Origin of the sequence: Dellaglioa algida (assembly GCF_030127605.1) — a bacterium.
Lineage (GTDB): Bacteria > Bacillota > Bacilli > Lactobacillales > Lactobacillaceae > Dellaglioa > Dellaglioa algida.
In genome coordinates, this window is the sequence record NZ_JANXLE010000002.1 from 1 (window position 1) to 18,503 (window position 18,503).

Annotated in this window: 16 protein-coding genes, 1 other RNA gene and 2 pseudogenes; 16 read left to right on the forward strand and 3 right to left on the reverse strand. The window is 32.2% G+C overall.

The features are described from left to right. Positions 1–3: 3 nt before the first annotated feature. A complete protein-coding gene (locus N0K73_RS01735) occupies positions 4–2,253 on the reverse strand; it encodes a transglycosylase domain-containing protein (RefSeq protein ID WP_112249787.1) in 2,250 nt (749 codons plus the stop codon). A 35-nt stretch (positions 2,254–2,288) separates the two neighbouring features. Beyond that, positions 2,289–2,894 carry a Holliday junction resolvase RecU gene (gene recU / locus N0K73_RS01740; protein WP_112249789.1) on the reverse strand — a complete coding sequence of 202 codons (606 nt, stop codon included), beginning with the start codon at positions 2,892–2,894 and terminating at the stop codon, positions 2,289–2,291. A 111-nt stretch (positions 2,895–3,005) separates the two neighbouring features. Between recU and N0K73_RS01745 the strand changes: the two genes are divergently transcribed. The 4 genes from N0K73_RS01745 (at position 3,006) to N0K73_RS01760 (ending at position 5,609) form a co-directional block, all read left to right on the forward strand. Continuing rightward, a complete protein-coding gene (locus N0K73_RS01745) occupies positions 3,006–3,572 on the forward strand; it encodes an SLOG family protein (protein ID WP_112249791.1) in 567 nt (188 codons plus the stop codon). A 66-nt stretch (positions 3,573–3,638) separates the two neighbouring features. Further along, on the forward strand, positions 3,639–3,980 hold the full coding sequence (gpsB, locus tag N0K73_RS01750; protein WP_057973499.1) for a cell division regulator GpsB: 342 nt from the start codon (positions 3,639–3,641) through the stop codon (positions 3,978–3,980). Positions 3,981–4,016: 36 nt separating this feature from the next. Next, positions 4,017–4,380: RNase P RNA component class B (gene rnpB / locus N0K73_RS01755), an RNA gene on the forward strand. A 92-nt stretch (positions 4,381–4,472) separates the two neighbouring features. Continuing rightward, positions 4,473–5,609, forward strand: a complete 1,137-nt coding sequence (locus N0K73_RS01760) for a THUMP domain-containing class I SAM-dependent RNA methyltransferase (protein WP_112249793.1) — start codon at positions 4,473–4,475, stop codon at positions 5,607–5,609. Positions 5,610–5,820: 211 nt separating this feature from the next. On the opposite strand, the pseudogene N0K73_RS01765 reads toward N0K73_RS01760, so the two are convergent. After that, positions 5,821–7,372 (reverse strand): annotated as a pseudogene (locus N0K73_RS01765) (IS1182 family transposase); the annotation flags it as partial. A 1,021-nt stretch (positions 7,373–8,393) separates the two neighbouring features. Between N0K73_RS01765 and N0K73_RS01770 the strand changes: the two are divergent. The 12 genes and pseudogenes from N0K73_RS01770 (at position 8,394) to purK (ending at position 18,493) form a co-directional block, all read left to right on the forward strand. After that, positions 8,394–8,588, forward strand: a complete 195-nt coding sequence (locus tag N0K73_RS01770; protein WP_112249800.1) for a hypothetical protein — start codon at positions 8,394–8,396, stop codon at positions 8,586–8,588. Between the two features lie 255 nt (positions 8,589–8,843). Beyond that, complete coding sequence (locus N0K73_RS01775) at positions 8,844–9,974, forward strand: glycosyltransferase family 2 protein (RefSeq protein WP_112249802.1); 1,131 nt, start codon at positions 8,844–8,846, stop codon at positions 9,972–9,974. A gap of 12 nt (positions 9,975–9,986) precedes the next feature. Then, positions 9,987–12,050, forward strand: coding sequence for an ABC transporter transmembrane domain-containing protein (locus N0K73_RS01780; RefSeq protein WP_112249804.1), 2,064 nt, complete (start codon positions 9,987–9,989; stop codon positions 12,048–12,050). Positions 12,051–12,106: 56 nt separating this feature from the next. Beyond that, positions 12,107–12,514 carry a thioredoxin family protein gene (locus tag N0K73_RS01785; protein WP_112249807.1) on the forward strand — a complete coding sequence of 136 codons (408 nt, stop codon included), beginning with the start codon at positions 12,107–12,109 and terminating at the stop codon, positions 12,512–12,514. 226 nt (positions 12,515–12,740) lie between these two features. After that, positions 12,741–13,205, forward strand: coding sequence for a DUF6568 family protein (locus N0K73_RS01790; RefSeq protein WP_112249809.1), 465 nt, complete (start codon positions 12,741–12,743; stop codon positions 13,203–13,205). Positions 13,206–13,305: 100 nt separating this feature from the next. Next, positions 13,306–14,658 (forward strand): annotated as a pseudogene (locus N0K73_RS01795) (IS3 family transposase). Positions 14,659–14,690: 32 nt separating this feature from the next. Further along, positions 14,691–15,242 (forward strand): MFS transporter, encoded by a 552-nt coding sequence (locus N0K73_RS01800; RefSeq protein WP_112249811.1) that lies wholly within the window; start codon positions 14,691–14,693, stop codon positions 15,240–15,242. Further along, the gene (locus N0K73_RS01805) at positions 15,206–15,460 is read left to right on the forward strand and encodes a hypothetical protein (RefSeq protein ID WP_112249813.1); all 255 of its coding nucleotides are present in this window, start codon (positions 15,206–15,208) and stop codon (positions 15,458–15,460) included. The genes N0K73_RS01800 and N0K73_RS01805 overlap by 37 nt, the downstream gene beginning before the upstream one ends. Before the next feature lie 136 nt (positions 15,461–15,596). Beyond that, positions 15,597–16,199 (forward strand): nitroreductase family protein, encoded by a 603-nt coding sequence (locus N0K73_RS01810; protein ID WP_112249815.1) that lies wholly within the window; start codon positions 15,597–15,599, stop codon positions 16,197–16,199. A 126-nt stretch (positions 16,200–16,325) separates the two neighbouring features. Further along, entirely contained in the window at positions 16,326–16,715 is a 390-nt protein-coding gene (locus N0K73_RS01815; protein WP_112249817.1) for an EbsA family protein, read from the forward strand. A gap of 178 nt (positions 16,716–16,893) precedes the next feature. Then, positions 16,894–17,379 (forward strand): 5-(carboxyamino)imidazole ribonucleotide mutase, encoded by a 486-nt coding sequence (gene purE, locus N0K73_RS01820; RefSeq protein WP_112249819.1) that lies wholly within the window; start codon positions 16,894–16,896, stop codon positions 17,377–17,379. Then, positions 17,363–18,493 (forward strand): 5-(carboxyamino)imidazole ribonucleotide synthase, encoded by a 1,131-nt coding sequence (purK, locus tag N0K73_RS01825; RefSeq protein ID WP_112249825.1) that lies wholly within the window; start codon positions 17,363–17,365, stop codon positions 18,491–18,493. The genes purE and purK overlap by 17 nt, the downstream gene beginning before the upstream one ends. The last annotated feature ends 10 nt before the right edge of the window (positions 18,494–18,503 follow it).

An 18,503-nucleotide genomic window follows, 5' to 3' on the forward strand; every position in this document is an offset into this window, starting at 1 on the left:
TTTTTAATTAGAAGCAGATTCAGTCTTTGATGAAGACTCCGCAGGGGGAGTCGAGGACTCCTCTTTGGATGAAGAACTCGAGCTGACAGCGGAGCTAGAACTACTTGTCGACTCGCTGCTTGATGAGCTAGCTTTTTCGGAAGAAGAACTGGTTCGACTACTTGAACTCTCCGTACTCGACATTTCAGGGATATCGTATGAACTATCGTTAGACGTCGTTGTATCAGTGGATGAATCAGTTAAAGATAATTCACCATGATTTAGATAAACGTCAGAAGGCTTTGTCCAATCCGAATTTGAAACAGATTGAGAAACATATTGCATTAAGTTTTTATAAATACCTGTAGCTAGATGTTGGGAAGTCACATCCAAGTAATTATTTGCAACTAACGGAGAATCGTATCCCGTCCAAACTGAGATAGAGTAATTCTTAGTATAACCAGAGAACAATGAATCCATGGCCGCGTTAGATGGGAATTTAGAAGCAACGTTAGAAGGATAATCAGTTGTTCCGGTTTTACCAGCTTGATAAAGTCCAGGAATTTGTGCTGCTGTACCTGTACCGCTAGGACTGTCAATAACGCCTTTAAGCATGTCCGTAATCATGTAAGCCGTTGAGATTTTCATGGCTCTACTACCTGAACTAGAATAATTTAAAACAGTACCATCTTTTTTTACAATATCTGAAATATAAGACCCTTTACGGTAAGTACCACCGTTTGCGAAGGCCGCATAGGCTTCAGCGTTTTGCGTAGTTGATATGTTACCACCAATACCAGATGAATAAGTTTCAACTTGATCCTTTGAAATACCAAGTTTTTTAACAAACGTTTGTGCCTGTGGTAACCCAACTGCTTCAAGCGTTCGAATAGCAGGGATATTACGTGATTGAACTAACGCACTTCTCATTGTCATTGTACCTAGATGACCATGATCAAAATCGTTTAACTCTTTCGTGCTTGCATCAGGGTAGTAATATTTTGTATCATTAACTTTTTGATTTGTAGGGTAGTTCAAATACTCAATAGCGGGAGCAAAATCCATAATTGGCTTCATAGTTGAACCGTTACTTCGACTCGTTGCCACGGCACGATTGTATCCGAATGTTACATTTGTTTGTTTACGTCCACCAATCATGGCAGATATGGCACCCGTTTTTGAATCAACCATTGTAACGGCCAATTGCATTTTATCATCGGGATAGTTAACATAATCGTCTGTGTTAGCTATATCGTAAAGTCGTTTTTGGGCATCTAAATCTAAGTTGGTATGAATTTTAAGGCTACTATTGTAAGGATCTAAACCTTTATCTTTAACTGTTTGAATGACTTCTTTTAAATATGAATCAGAAATTTTAGCATTATAAGTATCTTTTTCAGCGGAATGAGACGTTCTCAATCCGGAAGTAATTGGTGTCGCTTTTGCTGTACTTGCATCACTTGCTGATATTTTGTCATTTGATACCATGGCATCAATAACTTCATCTCGTCGTTCCTTTGAGTATTTTGGGTGAGCATAAGGATTGTAAGATGATGGCGCATTAGGAATTCCAGCAAGCATTGCAATTTGTGCGATATTTAATTTATCTAATTTTTTACCAAAATAGTAGTTTGAAGCGGTCTGCATACCATAAACACCATTACCCATAAATACTTTGTTAGCATAGAATGTTAGTATTTGAGATTTACTGTATTTACGCTCAACTTGAAGAGCTAACCACGCTTCTTGCGCCTTTCGTTTCATGGTTTGATCAGATGCTTTCGTTGAAAAGACGGACAGTTTAATAAGTTGTTGTGTTAAAGTACTACCGCCTTGTAGTCCAGCTGAACCTCCGGTAACATTTGCCAATGCTGCCCCCGCAATTCGAACGGGATCAACACCATTATGTTTGTAAAAACGTTTATCTTCAATAGAGACAATCGCATCCTTCAATGTTTGCGGAATATCGGAAGATTCGGCATAGACTCTTGAGGTTCCAAGAGTTGTAATGACCTCATCATTTTTAGCGTATATAACACTAGCCGGTGTGCTTTCTAAACTACTTGACGTTATTTTGGGTGAATCTTTTGCGTAGTAGAAAAACAAGCCAACACTTGCGATTACACCAACAACGAATAAACCAATTAGGCTAAGAAAAATACGTTTAAAAAGTTTTTTCTTAGTGGGTTTCCCCGTTTTTCCTTTTTTGTTAGTATTTAATTCTTGTTCACGTCGCGCAACGCGAGTTTTACCTTTATTATCAGCTGCTGCCATAAATAAAATTCTCCTTTAATTACATAAAGCCTTAGTTATAGATGCTCTATCATTTTATCAACGTATTTTAAATAGGGGATAACCGGATTTAAAGTATATTGTAGTTCGAATCCTTCAGTTTGAATCGTTTTCAATGGAATTGATTTACGACCATCTTTATTCTGTTGATCCCAGTAGGTAAAAAGTGTTTTTGATGGTAACAAGTATAGCTTATCCAAGGTTGCAAACTTTATTATAACAAAACTAATTCCCTTTTGTAACACGCAAGCTTTCATGTGTTCAATCTGGTGTTCATGAAAGTTACTCAAGGGAAACGATGTTTTATTTTTGGTTTCCTTTGCCTCAAAATCTAAATAGTGGCCATTGTAAATACCATTATAATCTGTCGTCGACGCCGTTTGAAAGTAGGCTTCTTTAATGACAGCTGCACTTCGTTTAGGGTAATCAACTTTTACAATTTTAATAGGCGTTGGTTTTTTATGGATGACGGCGACGTTATTAGCAAGATAAAATGCATTGCTTGCGTTAATATCATCTTCTAATGACATACCTCGTTTACCAAACAACAATAGATTTGATTTTTTTGGCGTATTTAAAGGTGATTGTTCATAAATTTTCCCATTCGGATAGTTAATACTCACGATTATCTCACACTCCAATCTAAAATATTATAACAATAAGTGATATAATTTAATAGCTTTAAAGGATTTGGTAACATATTCTTAATATAAGGAAAGGATGCCTAATTAATTATGAAACGTTTATGGGTGACCGGTTATCGAACATATGAGTTGGGTATTTTTAACGAAAACGACCCTAAAATAACCATAATAAAAAGTGCAATCAAAAAAAATATTATTAATGAAATAGAAAATGGGTTGGAGTGGGTTATAACTGGACCTCAACTTGGCATTGAGCAATGGACGGCACAAATCTGTTTGGATATGCAAACAGATTATCCGGACTTTAAAGTATCGCTTATGTTACCATTCAAAGAGTTTGATAACAATTGGAAAGACGATAAAAAACTAGTTTTGAGTCAAATTTTAAATAAAGTTGATTTCTCTGGCTACGTTAGTAATGATGTTTATCAGTCGCCACAACAATTAAAGAATTATCAATCATTTATGATTGAGCATACAGATGGTGCTTTACTAATATATGATCCAGAAAATGAGGGTAAAACAAAATTTGATTTGCTAAAAATTAAAAATGTCAAAGAATCAAAAGAGTATCGGTTACGTATGATAGATTTCATGGAATTAGAGGATGTTGCAAGTGAAATTGAAGAAGAACGAAATAATCATTTGAATTATTGAATAATTCTGCTATAATAAACGAGTATTAACATTATTTATGAGAAATTAGTGATGAGGTGTACGAATATGACGGATGTTAATTTTTCACCTAAAGATATCCTACAAAAGCATTTTGAAACAAAAATGCGTGGATATGATTCTAAAGAAGTTGACGAATTTCTTGATGACGTTATTAAAGATTACGAAACCTTTGATAAAGAAGTCAAAAAAGTTCAAGAAGAAAATGATCGTCTAATTGCGCAAGTTGATGAACTTACGAAACAGGTAACTGTGGGTAAGAGTTCACAAACAACTCAAACAACGTCTACAACTTCAAATATGGATATTCTTAAACGTCTATCAAATTTGGAACGTCGCGTATTTGGTGCTCAACTAGATGAAAATGAAAATTCTAGAAATCAATTTTAAATTAATTGAATGATGTAGTAATATAGATTCAGTGTAAATTTCGGGTAATTGCGGTCTATTAAGTTAGGCTGAGGAAAGTCCATGCTTGCACAAGCTGAGATGCTTGTAGTGTTCGTGCTTGGTGAAAAAATAAGCCAAGGTACCTTCGGGTAACGGCGGATAAAATGACTAAGGCTTCGGCTATGTCAAAGTAATCTGTAAAGTGCCACAGAGACGATACAATATTGGAAACGGTATTGCTGGAACGCGGTAAACCCCACGAGTAGGCAACCCAAACTTTGGTAGGGGCGCTTCATGACGGAAATGAACAAATCATGGGGGCAGATAATATCTGGAGATAGATGATTACCACTGATTTCATCGCCTGAGATGGATGACGTACAAAACATGGCTTATAGAAATTTACATGATTTCAGGATGAACTAGGATGAAGGATTTTCTTTTATCCTAGTTTTTTTTATTAAAAAAATTAAATTATAGTGAAGGTGCAAAATGGAAACTTTTAAATTATTGGCAACCGCAGCTAGCGGTATTGAGTCAATTGTTGGAAATGAACTTAAACATATGGGCTACAATGTCCAAGTTGAAAACAGTCGTGTTCGTTTCGAAGGAACGATGGAAGATGTAATTAACACTAATCTCTGGTTGAGGAGTGCTGATCGCGTTAAGATTATTGTCGGCGAATTTACTGCCACTACTTTTGATGATCTATTTGAACAAACAAAGGCAATCTCTTGGGATAAATTTTTACCCTTGGATGCGGAGTTCCCCGTCCAAGGTAAATCTCAAAAATCAACACTTTATAGTGTGCCAGATGCACAAGCGATTGTTAAAAAAGCAATTGTTGATCAATTAAGCGATGTTTATCATCGAACTACGCGTCTACCTGAAACAGGAGCTAAATACCCATTAGAAGTTGCAATTAATAAAGATAATGTTCTTTTAACGCTTGATACGACGGGTAGCAGTTTATTTAAACGTGGCTATCGTGTTGAAAAGGGTTATGCACCATTAAAAGAAAATATGGCTGCCGCTCTAGTTATGTTAACAAATTGGTACCCGGATAAACCATTCGTTGATCCAGTATGTGGTTCGGGAACAATTCCAATTGAAGCAGCATTGATTGGGCACAATATTGCACCAGGTATTGGTCGCTACTTTGTGTTTGAAGATTGGGATTTTGTTGAAAAAGGACTCTTCGACCGATTAAGAGAAACGGCAAAAGGTGAAGCAAACCTTGATGTTGTTTTAGATATTGCAGGATATGATATCGATGCCGGTATGATTGAAATCGCTAAAAAGAATGCGGCTGAGGCCGGCGTTTTAGATAGTATTGAATTTAAACAACTTGCTGCAAAAGATTTCACAACTGAAAAAGAAAATGGCGTTTTAGTTGCCAATCCGCCATATGGTGAACGATTGAGTGATACTGAATCTGTTCGTGTCTTATATAAACAGATGGGTGTTGTTTATAAACAAATGCCAACTTGGAGTAAATATATTTTAACAAGTGATTTAACTTTTGAAGAATATTATGGTTCGAGAGCATCTAAAAAACGTAAATTATACAATGGTTCATTAAGAACGGATTATTTCCAATACTGGGGTAAACGTAAACCTCGGGTATAAATAAGGCTACAAAATAAAAACTTGTGAGTTGGTAACCTAAAAAAGACATTTTCCATTTATTTGGAGAGTGTCTTTTTAAGTGGCTCTTCGCCAACTGTTGTTGGTGAATGATATTAAAAGAGGCTGTGACATAAGTGGTCTCTGAAAAAGAAAGCTGTCTGAAAAACCATATTTGGTTTTTCAGACAGCTTTCTTTTAGCTTTTTTAGATAAATTAGTCCTTACTGTAACTAATTTCAAGATGTTTAAAGCCATAATTACAATTCCGGCTTCCTTTGTAACTTTTTCAAGGCCTCGCACCGAAAATCGATTAAAATGCAAAGAAGCCTTCATTTTTCCAAAAATGGGTTCCACATCAATTTTACGTTGCGCGTAAATTTGACCCGTTTTTGGTTCTGAAAGTAACTTCCGTTCTTTAGCTTTATGATATTCCCAGACTTCATTGACTAAAATCTTACGAATATTTCCTTTAGGCGTTAATGCAGCGGCCTGCGGCTGCTGATTTTCATCATATTTTTCTGCGACATATTCTTTGAAGTCACGTTTGAATCCATACTTATCCGTCCGTTGTCGGTAGGTATTAAACTTAAATTGAATCCCATGTAAATCAATAAAGTAATCATCAATTTCACTGTAATCCCAATTCATAACCTTTCGGTCATCACTTTTCCATTTACGACTGTTTTCTCTAAGCATTGTACCGTATGGTATTAACGCAGTATGCTCGTTAAGTTCATCTTCACAAAAACGATAATTACTTTCCGAACCATATCCAGCGTCGGCGACGATGGTTTTACCTAAAGTATGATGTCTTTTTAATTGGTGAAGAAATATTGGTAAAGTCCGTGTATCAGTTGGGTTTTGAAAAATTTGATAACCGGTAATAAATTGATTACTAGTCGCAATTTGTAAATTATAGGCGGGTTTTAACTGTCCATTTAACATTGGATCTTCTTTAATACGCATAAAAGTAGCATCATGATCTGTTTTAGAATAACTATTTCGTTTACCATAAATGGTTTGTTGTCTTTGATGTTGAATCAACTTATCGCGTCGTTGATCTAAGATTCTTTTTTTAGCTTTCAGCTGACGTCGTTGTTGCTTAGCTGGATTGGGTGATATTTTAGGTGTTTCCTTGACCTTTTGGTCGAGGTCCACTAAATGATTTTCAACTTTATTAATCATATCTTCTAATAATTCTGGATTTAAATCTGAGCCTTCAGGAACTTGACCAATGAGGTTAGCTTCATGTAATTCTCCCAATAATTCGACTAGCTTTTCTCGATTCATGGTATCAAAACGTAGCGTATTCTTTTTCCAAACAAAACTGTATTTATTGGCATCAGCTAGTATTTTAGTGCCATCAATAAATGAAACATTATCAATCATGTTATTCTTTCGAAGAAATAATGTTAAGTTTTCCAAGCCTTCGGCTGTTAGCGCAGTTAGTTCATCTGAAATACGAAAACGACAAATCGTTCGATACGAAGGGATTTGTCCTGCAATTAACCAACCGGCATGTTTGTTTTCACGTGCGAACCTCTCGATTTTACGACTACTAAAAATACCGTAACTATACGCTAAAAGAACGAGTTTCAGTAAAGCTTCAAGATTATATTCTCTTGGTCGTCCAAATTGATAATGATATTTTACGCTTAAGTTTTCAACCAACTGATTAATATAAATTGCTGGATGATTTTCTTCGGGAATATAATCTAAAGAGATACTCAATGTTGTTTGATTTATGTTATAATTACTTTGCATTTTAAATGTCCTTTCGAGGATAAGTTAGAGTATCGGGGCCTACCGATACTCTTTTTATTTATAATTGTACCAAAAAAATGGTGATTGAAAACTTTTAAGTTTTCAATCACCATTTTTTTTAGAGACTTATGTCACAGCCTCTTTTTACAATTGCACTATTAAGGTTTCCCATTCATATAGAGGTTACAGTTATTACTTCCAAATGCATTTATTGAAAAAAGTTACTAGTTTTGACTAAATAACGTTAAAAATAGCTGTGCTACCTTGTGATTTATTACATTTTACTTTTTAAGTATAATTAGGTCATAACATTTTTGAGTTTCCGAAAATTCATTGTATTGAATAGCTATTTTAACTCCAAAGAATATTTAAACATAAAAAGAAATCCAAATAGATTAGTTTTTAATTAACGTTCTTGGAATCTTTCAATTTAGTACGATACAGATGATTAGCTTTAATTTTTTATCTAGGCACATCGTTAGATGAGCATTATATTCAAATATAAGTTTAGTGAGCCCATCCATAATGGAAGTTACTAACTGTTAAATATTTGTTGTAGCAGGATTAAACCACGATAATTGTGCGAGACTACTCTGATTTTTTAGATATCTATTCGAATTAATCTTTTAGAAATAGTTTTAAAAAAAAAGGCAGCTAATTCCAACAACTAAGAAAACAACAACAAATAAAAGACTATTCGAGAAAGCTAACATAATAAAGGATGATGTATCTTTATTACCTTCCTTTTTAAGTTTTTTGAAAGTTCGCCAAGTCAAGACTAATTGCCATATAGCGAATAATATAAAAATAAAACCAATTATATAAATCATATTAAGACCTCCTTTACAAACAAATTAACACACAAAGAAAATATTGTCAACGCTTTCATCATAAATAAGTTATGATGCCATAATTTTATTTGCAATGAAAATTATGAAGAGTTATACTATTCATGGCTTCTAAATTGATTTTAGAGGTTAACGAGGCAGGTAGTCATATTTAAAAAAATGGAGGTAATAAAATGAGTAAATTATTGCGTAAACTAACTGATGAAGAAATCGAAAAGGCAGATGCTTCAGCCGGAAGCAGCTGTAGTTGGTATAAAGCTATGTTACCTGGGTACGTTGCTGCATGTACGGTTGCGTTATCTAGAGGTGGTAGTTGTGGATGTGCGGAAATGAAACGTGCTCGAAGTTATATCGCTAAACATTGTTAAATTGATAATGTTTGTTTATTGAAAATGTAAAAAATTTCTGAAAATAATGTGACTACCTTGTTTTATTTGTTATGATGGGCTCCCGTGATGAACTTACGAACAAATTGTTCGAAACAGTACATCAAAAGGGAACCTTTTTATTATTTATTGTAATATTTTAGCTATAAATGTAATAGTACTTGGAAAAATTATGCTAAATAGAAGTTTATTTGTAAATTTATATACGAAATTTTTTTTGACGTAGGAGATGCTAAAATGAATAAAAATATTTCAATAGCAATAATTTGTAAAGATGAAGAGAGAGTGATTGAAAGATGTCTATCAGCTATTTCAAAAGATTCAAGTATGAATGATGAAATAATTGTTATTGATACAGGATCGACAGATAATACTCTTAAAATACTTTCTACAATAAAAAATATAAAAATTTATCATTTTACATGGGATGACGATTTTTCAAAAGCCAGAAATTTTGCAATTTCAAAAGCAACAAAAGATTGGGTATTTTTTATAGATTCCGATGAAGTTCTTGTTGAGGAAAGTCTAGATAATTTGAGAAATACTATTGAAAAATGTATGAATACCGCTAACAAAAAAGATACAATTGTTTTTTCACCCAGAGTTATAAACTCAGATGATACTGTAGTTTATAATGCAGGTAGAATTATTCCCAATAATAATACAGTGGAATATGATGGTTGTGTACACGAATATCCTGTTACTAGAGATAAAAATTATAATTTAGTAGCATTAAAATTGTCTAATACTATTGTAGAACATGATGGATATGAAAAAGTAATTTTAAAAAACAAAAAGAAAGCTATTAGAAATACAAAATTAATTAAAAAAATTTTAAAAAAAAATCCCGATAGTTCTAGATATTATTACTTTTATTTTAGAGATGCTAAACCTTTGTTATCAGAAAAAGAATATGAAAATGGTATGGTAAATTTTTTTAATAAATTTCCCAACGATATTTATGCAAATCAAGTTGCTAAGGATTTAGCAAATTTTTATATAGGAATTAGTGAATTTCAGAATGCTGAAAAATATATTACTATGCTTTTTGAGAGTGCTGATAAAGGGAATGTAGATGATCGATACCTAGGAATATTGTTAACGGCCATTAATGAAATTCAAAAAACTAAAGTTAAGCAAAAAGAATTATTAAAATTATTAATTTACTCAAAGGAAAATATTTTGAAAGATAAAGAAGTTATATTTGATAAAGGATATTCATTTGATGATTTAATAGGAATTTTATTTTTTCAATTAGAAGAGTATAAAACCGCATATAAAATTAGTAAAAGCCTGGATACTAGCAAATATTCCTCTAACATTTCAGAAATCTTTAGTAAATTGATTGGCACCATAGATAATACATAAAGGAGGATGCTTATGAGATATAAAGTTATTCCACAGATTGGGAAAGAAGATTGTGGAGCTGCTTGTGTAGCCATGATAATAGAAAACTTTTTTTCAAAAAAAGTATCAATGTTTGAGGTAAGGCCACTGATTAAAAATACTTCGATTGGAACAACTTTTTATGATTTAAAAAAAGGATTAAAACGACTTGGAATCAATGGATCTATTTATAAAGCGGTACCACAAAAAGATATATTTAGTGAAGTAACCTATCCTTGTATTACTCAAATAGTTAACTCAGAGGGGCCTCATTACGTAGTGATTTTTCAGAAAAAAGGATCTAAGCTAATAATTGGGGATTCTAATAAGAATAAACAGCAAGTAATATCCATGAATAGTTTTATAAATAGTTGGATTCCTTATATATTAGAAATTGATATAGAACATTCTAGTTTAGTATATGAAATAGAACAAAGAGGAAAAGAATTAAATCTTTTAAACATTTTGAAACTTGTTAAATGGAATCTAATAATATCATTCATTTTGTCAATTATTATTTTCACCTTAGGTGTAGTGTTGGCATGTATGTTTTCCCTATATTTTAATTTTTTGATTCCACAAAAATTAGGTAGTCTTGCATTAGAACTTATGATGCTGTATTTAGTAATAAATATTATGAATTTTTTGTTATCTTTTTCAAACAGTTATATTTACAATATTATGAGTAAAAAAATAGATAAAAATATTATTCGAAAATATTTTGTAGGTTTATTAGAAAAACCAAACATGGCATTAGAGTCTTATGATATGGGAGAGATGTTAACAAATCTCTCCAATGTAATTGTAATTAGGGAAAGATTTTTGACATATTTACAAATGTTGCCGATTGGTCTTTTAACTATGGTATGTAGCTTTTATTTTCTGTTTACTCTTGAATCAAACTTAGCTAGTCTTGTTTTTATTTTAATAATAATTTTAGGCCTTGTTTTGTACTTATCTCAGGGATTTTATGAAAAATTGAGTAAATCATTAATTAAAACTAGTGAAAAATTTTATAAAACTGTAATAAACATTTTCGAAAATACGAGTATTATTAAGCAGCTTGGTTTAGAAAAAGAATTTGGAAACAGAGGTATAGATAATCTTGCAAATTATATCAGTTCAAGAACAAAGCTAGCCAATTTTGAAGCTATACAAAACCAATTAAAAACGTTTGTTTTATCATCATTTAATATTATTTTATTTTCATTTGGGGTATATCTAATTATAAATAATAAGTTATCATCGGGAATTTTATTAACATTTAATGCACTACTTTCATATGTAACCAATCCAATTATTAATTTTACGAACTTACAGGCTTCATTAGTGCAAGGAAAGGTTGCACAGGATAAACTTTATAATATCCTTGAATCAAAGATAAATATTTTTGGAAAAGAGAAATTAAAAGATAGTAACAATGAAATAACTGTTAATTTTCAGAATGTATCATTTACTTACGATTCGAATTCTAAAATATTTAAAAATCTTTCTATGTGCATTAAAGGTAATAATATCGCTATAACGGGGAAAAATGGTGTAGGAAAATCAACATTTGGTAAATTGGTTGCCAGACTCTATATTCCTGATGCTGGAAGCATTGAAGTGAGTGGACAGAATTTAATGACGGTTTCTGATGAGTCTATCATCAATAACATAATTTATGTTGACGGAAGGGAAAGTTTATTCAATACTTCCGCTTTAGATAATATAAAATTAGGTAGAGAACTAAAAGATGAGAATATTTTTGAGACATTAGATAATCTTAATGCTACATCAGCTTTTCCAAATTTGGATTTCAAAAATATTACCAATAAACAACTTAGTTTAGGACAGATGCAAGTCATTAAAATACTTCGAGCCACACTAGTAAAAAAAAGAATATATATTTTTGATGAAATAACTAACGGACTAGACGAAGTAATTAAATCATCGGTTATTGATTACTTGTTGAATTTAGAAGGACTGAAATTTTTTATTACTCATGATAAAGAAGTAGCCGAAAGATGCGAGAAAGAGTACATTATAAAGAATAATGACATAATAAGAAAAAAATAATAAGATAATCATTTAATTATAAAAGTAAAATAATAAAATATAAGTTGGAGAATAATATGAAGAAAATTATAATTAGTATTGTAGTTATACTATTTACTGGTTTTTTAGGAATGTTTATTTATCACAATATGACTTACGAAAAAACATACTTTAATTATACTCATTTTAAAGAAGTACCAAAGTTGGTTAAGAAAAAAAAGAAAATAATAGTCTTTGCGATCCAGGATGGATGTTCATATTGTAAAATGGTTGAACCAATTGTTAATGAATATGCCAAAAAAAATGATAGCATAGTTTATGCAATTGTAACAAATAAAGAAACTGATTATACAGAGGCAGAAAAATATAAGATTAAAGGAACCCCTACTTTAATCTTCTATAGGAATGGTAAAGAAATTTTTCGACGAGAAAACGGATTTACGAATGATCAATTTCAACAAATTATCCATAAATTAGATTTTTGATATTAAAAAATTATTTTTTTTTATTTATCATGTTAGATTTATATTTTTGCTTAGTTAAGACAGGATAAAATATAATTACTTAGATATTTCTAATTGATTAATAAGGATTTTATTTTTACTAATATGTAAGCGTTAACTCTAGGGTGATGGTATATTTAATCAGATCTTGAAGAGGAGAAAGCCCTTTGTAAGGGACATTAAAAAAATACTAAAAATGGAGGTTTTTATGAAATATAAAAAAATTACAATTTTTTCATTAGTATCAATTGTGACTATGTGTATCGTTGTAAGTTTTATGATATATCAAAAAAAGAGAGAGAGATGTATAAGAACATACACGACTGAAGTTTCTGTTAATAAGTTCAATCAATTAAAACAAGATAAAAATGCAAAAAATAAATTTGTATATATTGGAAACTCAAATTGTTCAGATTGTAGTTTATTTGATCCAGAATTAATAAATTCAATTCGAGACCACCATATTAATGAAAAAATGTTGTATGTTGATGTTAACAAACTACATGAAAATAAAAAGGAATGGAAGAAGTTTAGACAGGAGAATAATATTTATGGGACACCTTCATTTATATATTTGGGAAATAATCAAAAAACATTAAGTCATCGTGATACTTCCGCACCGAGAATAGATGAATTAAAAAAATGGATAAAAAAATGTAAAAATTCAAATTAAAAAATATTAAATGGGTGAAAGTAAAAAATCGACATCAATGCTGCCGTTATGAAGTGAACCCCCGATATTGGACCAAAATCCAATATCGGGGGTTTTTATATTGACAAAATATTCCAAAAAATTAAAATTAAGAGTTGTTCAGGATTATCTATCTTCCTCCATGGGATACAAATTAATCGCTAAGAAATACGGTATTAAAAGTTCTTCGTCCGTTTTTTTTCTAGATTCAACGTTATAAGACCTTTGGTCTAAAGGGACTAGATGTCCTATCACCTGAGAAAACATTTGATGGCTCATTTAAGATAAATGTTTTAAAATGGATGAAAACGAATAAGGCTTCTTATCCGAAAACCGCACTTTATTTTAACATCTCAAATGCCGGGACTATCTGGCAGTGGCAACATATTTGGGAGACTGAAGGTGCTGACGCCTTATATCGTTCCAAAGGACGGCAAACAATTATGTCAGCTGATAAACAATCAAAGAAACAGCAACAAACAGAACTAGAACGTCTTAGAGAAGAAAATGAATTACTACAAATTGAGAATGAATATCTAAAAAAATTAAGAGCCTTGGTCCAGGAAGAAGAAAACAACAAGCGCAAGCCATCCAAAAACTAAGGCTTAAATATAAATTAGTAAAGATTCTAAAAGTGGTTGGTATGGCTAAAAGTACGTATGAATATATTATTAATCATGAACCGAACGGTTCATCTTATGAAGATATCCAAACTGTTAAGAAGGCAATTCAAACAATTAAGAAACAACATCCGGCATATGGTTATCGCCGCGTGACTGGTGAACTACGTCGAATGACCCACTTAGTAAATTACAAAAAAGTACTTGGCTTAATGCGTGAAATGCAGTTACTTTCTACCGCATTTAACAAACGTTCCCGTAAGTATAATTCATATAAAGGTAATATTGAAACGATTGCTAAAAACTTAATTAACCGTCGATTTTTTACTGATCGACCTTATCAAAAACTAGCGACAGACGATTGATGAACGCGCCTATTTCACATGTATTTACGATTTATTTTCAGGTGAAGTTCTCAATCATCAAGTTAGTAAACATCCTACTGTTGAATTTACAACAATCGTTTTGAATCAAGCAGTTAAGAAAATCCCTAAGGATTTAAAATACCGAACGACAGTTCACTCAGATCAAGGGTTTCAATACCAGCATCAAGATTGGGCTAATATCTTGAAAGAACATCATATTTTTCAAAGTATGTCTCGTAAAGCAACATGTTTAGATACTGCATCAATGGAGAGTTTTTCCATATTATGAAAGCCGAGGCTTTCTATCAAAAAGAAACCGATACCTATGAAACGTTAGTTTCACAAATATCGGTTTGGATTGATGATTATAATTTTTCAAGAATTAAAACAAAACTGGGTTGTAAAAGTCCGGTTGAGTACCGAATTTTTACAACCCAGAAAGCTGCTTAAAGTTTCGTCCAATATTTGGGGTTCACTTCATAATGATGGGGGTATCTTCTGGAATGGTTTTAAGCACACCAATAACAGCAATCATTGCTAGCCATATCTCTTATCAAGCCGCAATGGTATTTTTTACGTTAGTTAGCGCAGTTGCCCTGATACTGAATATCATTTTTCTGCCAAAATATAATGGCGCAAATTCAAGTAACAAGTCTAAAAAGATTGCTGAAAATGGATCGATGAAATCTATTTTGTTAAAAAGAGCATTATGGATTTCGGGATTAGGCACAATTGCGATTGGTGCATCGTTGTTCAGTGTATATGGATATGTACCAGATTATTTAGGGAACGTTAGTCATTTTTCTACTAATCAGTTAAGTTTTGCGTTATTCTTTTTCGGATTAGCTAGTTTAATTGGAAATCTGATTGCTGGTTCCTATTTAAGTAGTAAACCAAAACAATTGATTAGAATTTATCCCATTTTGCTTATTTTTGTATATGCCGTAATGTTGATGATTAATACCAATGTAAGTATTATGCTTGTAATTGTATTGGTATGGGGAATTATTTATGGAATTGGGAACAATATTTAGTTGCTTCTTCAATTCCAGAAGCTGCTAATTTTGCCAATGGCTTATTTATTTCACTTGGAAATATTGGTACTACATTAGGAATAACCTTAGGTGGATTCATGTTGAATAGTGTCGGCGTTATTTTGTTACCATTTTTAGGGATTATAATGTTGATCCTAACCTTAGTTATTTTATTTTTTAGAAATAGGTTAATTTCAATTGAATTAAATGAGTTATAATAAATGTGAGTTATTATTTTTATTTTACTTAATTAGCGTATTTATAGAAATAAATTAAAAAATAGGGCGTATTGCTTTACTTATTAAAAGTAAGTGATATACTTAAGTTATTCAATTAGAGAAGGAGAACTTAACTATGAAAACTCAATTATTAGATCTTATGGAACAACGTCGCACAATCTATGCTTTAGGTGATAATGTAAGTCAAACACCCGACGAAATTAGCAGTGTTATCGAAGGTGCTGTTAAACAATCACCAACTTCATTTAATAACCAATCAATCAGAGCAGCTGTTTTATTCGGTAAGAACTCAGATAAAGTTTGGGACATTGTTGAAAAACGTCTTGAATCTGAAGTGCCTAATGCAGATGCCTACAAAAAAACGCAAGAAAAAATTGCTTCATTCCGTGCCGGATTTGGAACAGTCTTATACTTTATAGATACTAACGTTATTGCTCAAAATGAAAAAGATTTTGCATTATACGCTGATAACTTCAGAGTATGGGCAGAACAAGGCTTGGGTGGCGCTCAACAAAGTGTTTGGACAGCATTAGCCGAAAATGGTATTGGCGCAAGCTTACAACATTACAATCCACTTATCGATGTTGAAATTAGAAATGCATTCAATATTCCAGAAAACTGGGAATTACGTGCACAAATGCCATTTGGTTCAATTGAAGCAGTAGCAGGCGATAAAGATTTTATGTCTGATGACGATCGTTTCTTAGTAATTAAATAATAATTAAAATGGATGAAACTTAAGGTTTCATCTTTTTTTGTGTAATAATTTAAAAATAACTGTTTAGTTATGTTAGACTTTAAACATGAATAAATTATCTTAGATTGGCGGAGAGGGATAACGCATATGCAAAGACATCAAAAAACATATTTTTACCAGCCTGAACTAGCAAAAACGGTTATTTTATGGTCATGGACATTTTGTTTATTATTGAGTAGTTTATTATTGTGGTTGGAGATAACGACGTTACAGATTTGGACAATTATTTTATTTGTTATTTTTCTTATCGTATCGGTCATTCAGATTTTTAGTCGAAAATTAATAATTGACGATAAACATATTAAATTAACGAAAGTTATTCGAAAATATAATGAAACAATTGAAATTTCTGAAATTAAAAAAGTTAAACTAAGAAGATTTGGACTTTCTTTTTACTTTTCAGATGGAAAAAAAACAATTGTTTTAAACTCCAGGAGTAAGTTACAACTATATACGGACTTACAAAAAGATAAATAAACGATGCCAGTTGGTTTCGTTTATTTTTTGTTAAAAAGAAATATTAAAAATAAATTGGTGTAATATAACCATTAAAATACGAACAATTTTTATTATATTTTAGATATTATCCTTTTTTTGCTTTGACACAATGCTTAGTTGCTGATAAGATAGGCTTATTAAAATTGGAGGTAATCTAATGGCAGAGGTAGCAATTGTAATGGGCTCAATTTCTGACTGGACCACAATGGTATTTACGGCTAATATATTAGATGAGCTTAAAATTACATATGATAAGAAGGTTATCTCGGCGCATCGAATGCCAGCTGAGATGTCTGAATTTGCGATGAGTGCGGAGGGAAATGGTTATAAGGTCATTATCGCAGGTGCCGGTGGTGCCGCGCATCTACCCGGCATGATTGCCGCTTCAACGAGCCTCCCTGTGGTAGGCGTACCCGTACAGTCTCACGCACTGAGTGGGATGGATTCTTTATTATCAATTGTGCAAATGCCAGCAGGAACGCCGGTGGCAACTATGGCTATTGGTAAAGCCGGTGCAACAAATGCTGGTATTTTTGCCGCAAAAATTTGTGGTTTATATAATTCAAAAATAAATGATGCATTAAAAGTATATCAACTGCAGATTCGTCAAAAATCCTTGGAAAGTAGTGATTTACTTGACTAAAAAAATATTACCAGGACAGATAATTGGGATCATAGGCGGTGGACAGTTAGGTAAAATGATGACGACATCTGCAAAAGAGATGGGTTATCGTGTTATTATTTTGGATCCAGAAGAGGACTGCCCTGCAGCTCAGGTTGCTGATGAACAGGTTATCGCCAGTTATGATGATGAAAGTGCTATCATAAATCTTGCGAAAATGTGTGATGTTTTGACTTTTGAATTTGAAAATGTGAATGCAGATACGATTGACATGGCAAAACATTACTGCTATATACCGCAAGGATCAACTGCATTACGCATTTCTCAGGATAGAATTAGTGAGAAACGTTTTTTAGCGGCACGTAATTTTCCAATTGCACCGTTTAAAGTAATTCTAAATTCAGTTGAGTTACAAGATGCAATCAAAATGATGGGCTATCCGGCCATTTTAAAAACGGTTCGTGGTGGGTATGATGGCAAGGGGCAAGTTATTCTGAAAAATGCCCAAAATTTAACTGAAGCGATAAATCTTCTTCAAAATGGTGAGTGCGTGTTAGAAGGGTTCGTTCAATTTAATCGTGAAGTCTCCGTTATTATTGCTAGGAATGAATTAGGACAACAAAGTATCTTTCCAATTATTGAGAATCGACATCGCAACAATATTTTACATGAAAGTTTTTGTCCAAGTTTATTGTCAGTTGAAATGGCTACAAAAATCGAAATGATTGCCAGTAAAATTGCTGATGACTGTTTGTCTGTTGGAACGATGGGTATTGAATTTTTCATCTCAGATTCGGGAGGTATTTACGTTAATGAGATAGCGCCCAGACCCCATAATTCTGGGCATTTAACGATGGAAGCTTGTTCTCTATCACAATTTGAAGCGCATATTCGAGGCATTTGCAATTTACCAATGCCAAATCCGCAATTATTATCTGGTGCTATTATGATTAATATTTTGGGGCAGCATACTTCAAAAGTCTTGAATGAGATTAAGAATAAAGCGCAATGGCATTTTCATTTTTATGGTAAAGAAGAAGTGAAAAAAAATCGAAAAATGGGCCATATAACGGTTTTAACAAACAATTTGGAAAAGGCAACAACAGATATTTATCAAACAAAAATTTGGGATTAAGAGAGGAAGA

Coding starts and splice junctions, on each gene's coding strand:
- N0K73_RS01800 (WP_112249811.1), top strand. CDS start 14,691: ATGATGGGGGTATCTTCTGGAATGGTTTTAAGCACACCAATAACAGCA.
- N0K73_RS01735 (WP_112249787.1), bottom strand. CDS start 2,253: ATGGCAGCAGCTGATAATAAAGGTAAAACTCGCGTTGCGCGACGTGAA.
- N0K73_RS01745 (WP_112249791.1), top strand. CDS start 3,006: ATGAAACGTTTATGGGTGACCGGTTATCGAACATATGAGTTGGGTATT.
- N0K73_RS01805 (WP_112249813.1), top strand. CDS start 15,206: ATGGGGAATTATTTATGGAATTGGGAACAATATTTAGTTGCTTCTTCA.
- purE (WP_112249819.1), top strand. CDS start 16,894: ATGGCAGAGGTAGCAATTGTAATGGGCTCAATTTCTGACTGGACCACA.
- N0K73_RS01780 (WP_112249804.1), top strand. CDS start 9,987: ATGAGATATAAAGTTATTCCACAGATTGGGAAAGAAGATTGTGGAGCT.
- N0K73_RS01815 (WP_112249817.1), top strand. CDS start 16,326: ATGCAAAGACATCAAAAAACATATTTTTACCAGCCTGAACTAGCAAAA.
- N0K73_RS01760 (WP_112249793.1), top strand. CDS start 4,473: ATGGAAACTTTTAAATTATTGGCAACCGCAGCTAGCGGTATTGAGTCA.
- N0K73_RS01810 (WP_112249815.1), top strand. CDS start 15,597: ATGAAAACTCAATTATTAGATCTTATGGAACAACGTCGCACAATCTAT.
- N0K73_RS01770 (WP_112249800.1), top strand. CDS start 8,394: ATGAGTAAATTATTGCGTAAACTAACTGATGAAGAAATCGAAAAGGCA.
- N0K73_RS01790 (WP_112249809.1), top strand. CDS start 12,741: ATGAAATATAAAAAAATTACAATTTTTTCATTAGTATCAATTGTGACT.
- N0K73_RS01785 (WP_112249807.1), top strand. CDS start 12,107: ATGAAGAAAATTATAATTAGTATTGTAGTTATACTATTTACTGGTTTT.
- N0K73_RS01775 (WP_112249802.1), top strand. CDS start 8,844: ATGAATAAAAATATTTCAATAGCAATAATTTGTAAAGATGAAGAGAGA.
- gpsB (WP_057973499.1), top strand. CDS start 3,639: ATGACGGATGTTAATTTTTCACCTAAAGATATCCTACAAAAGCATTTT.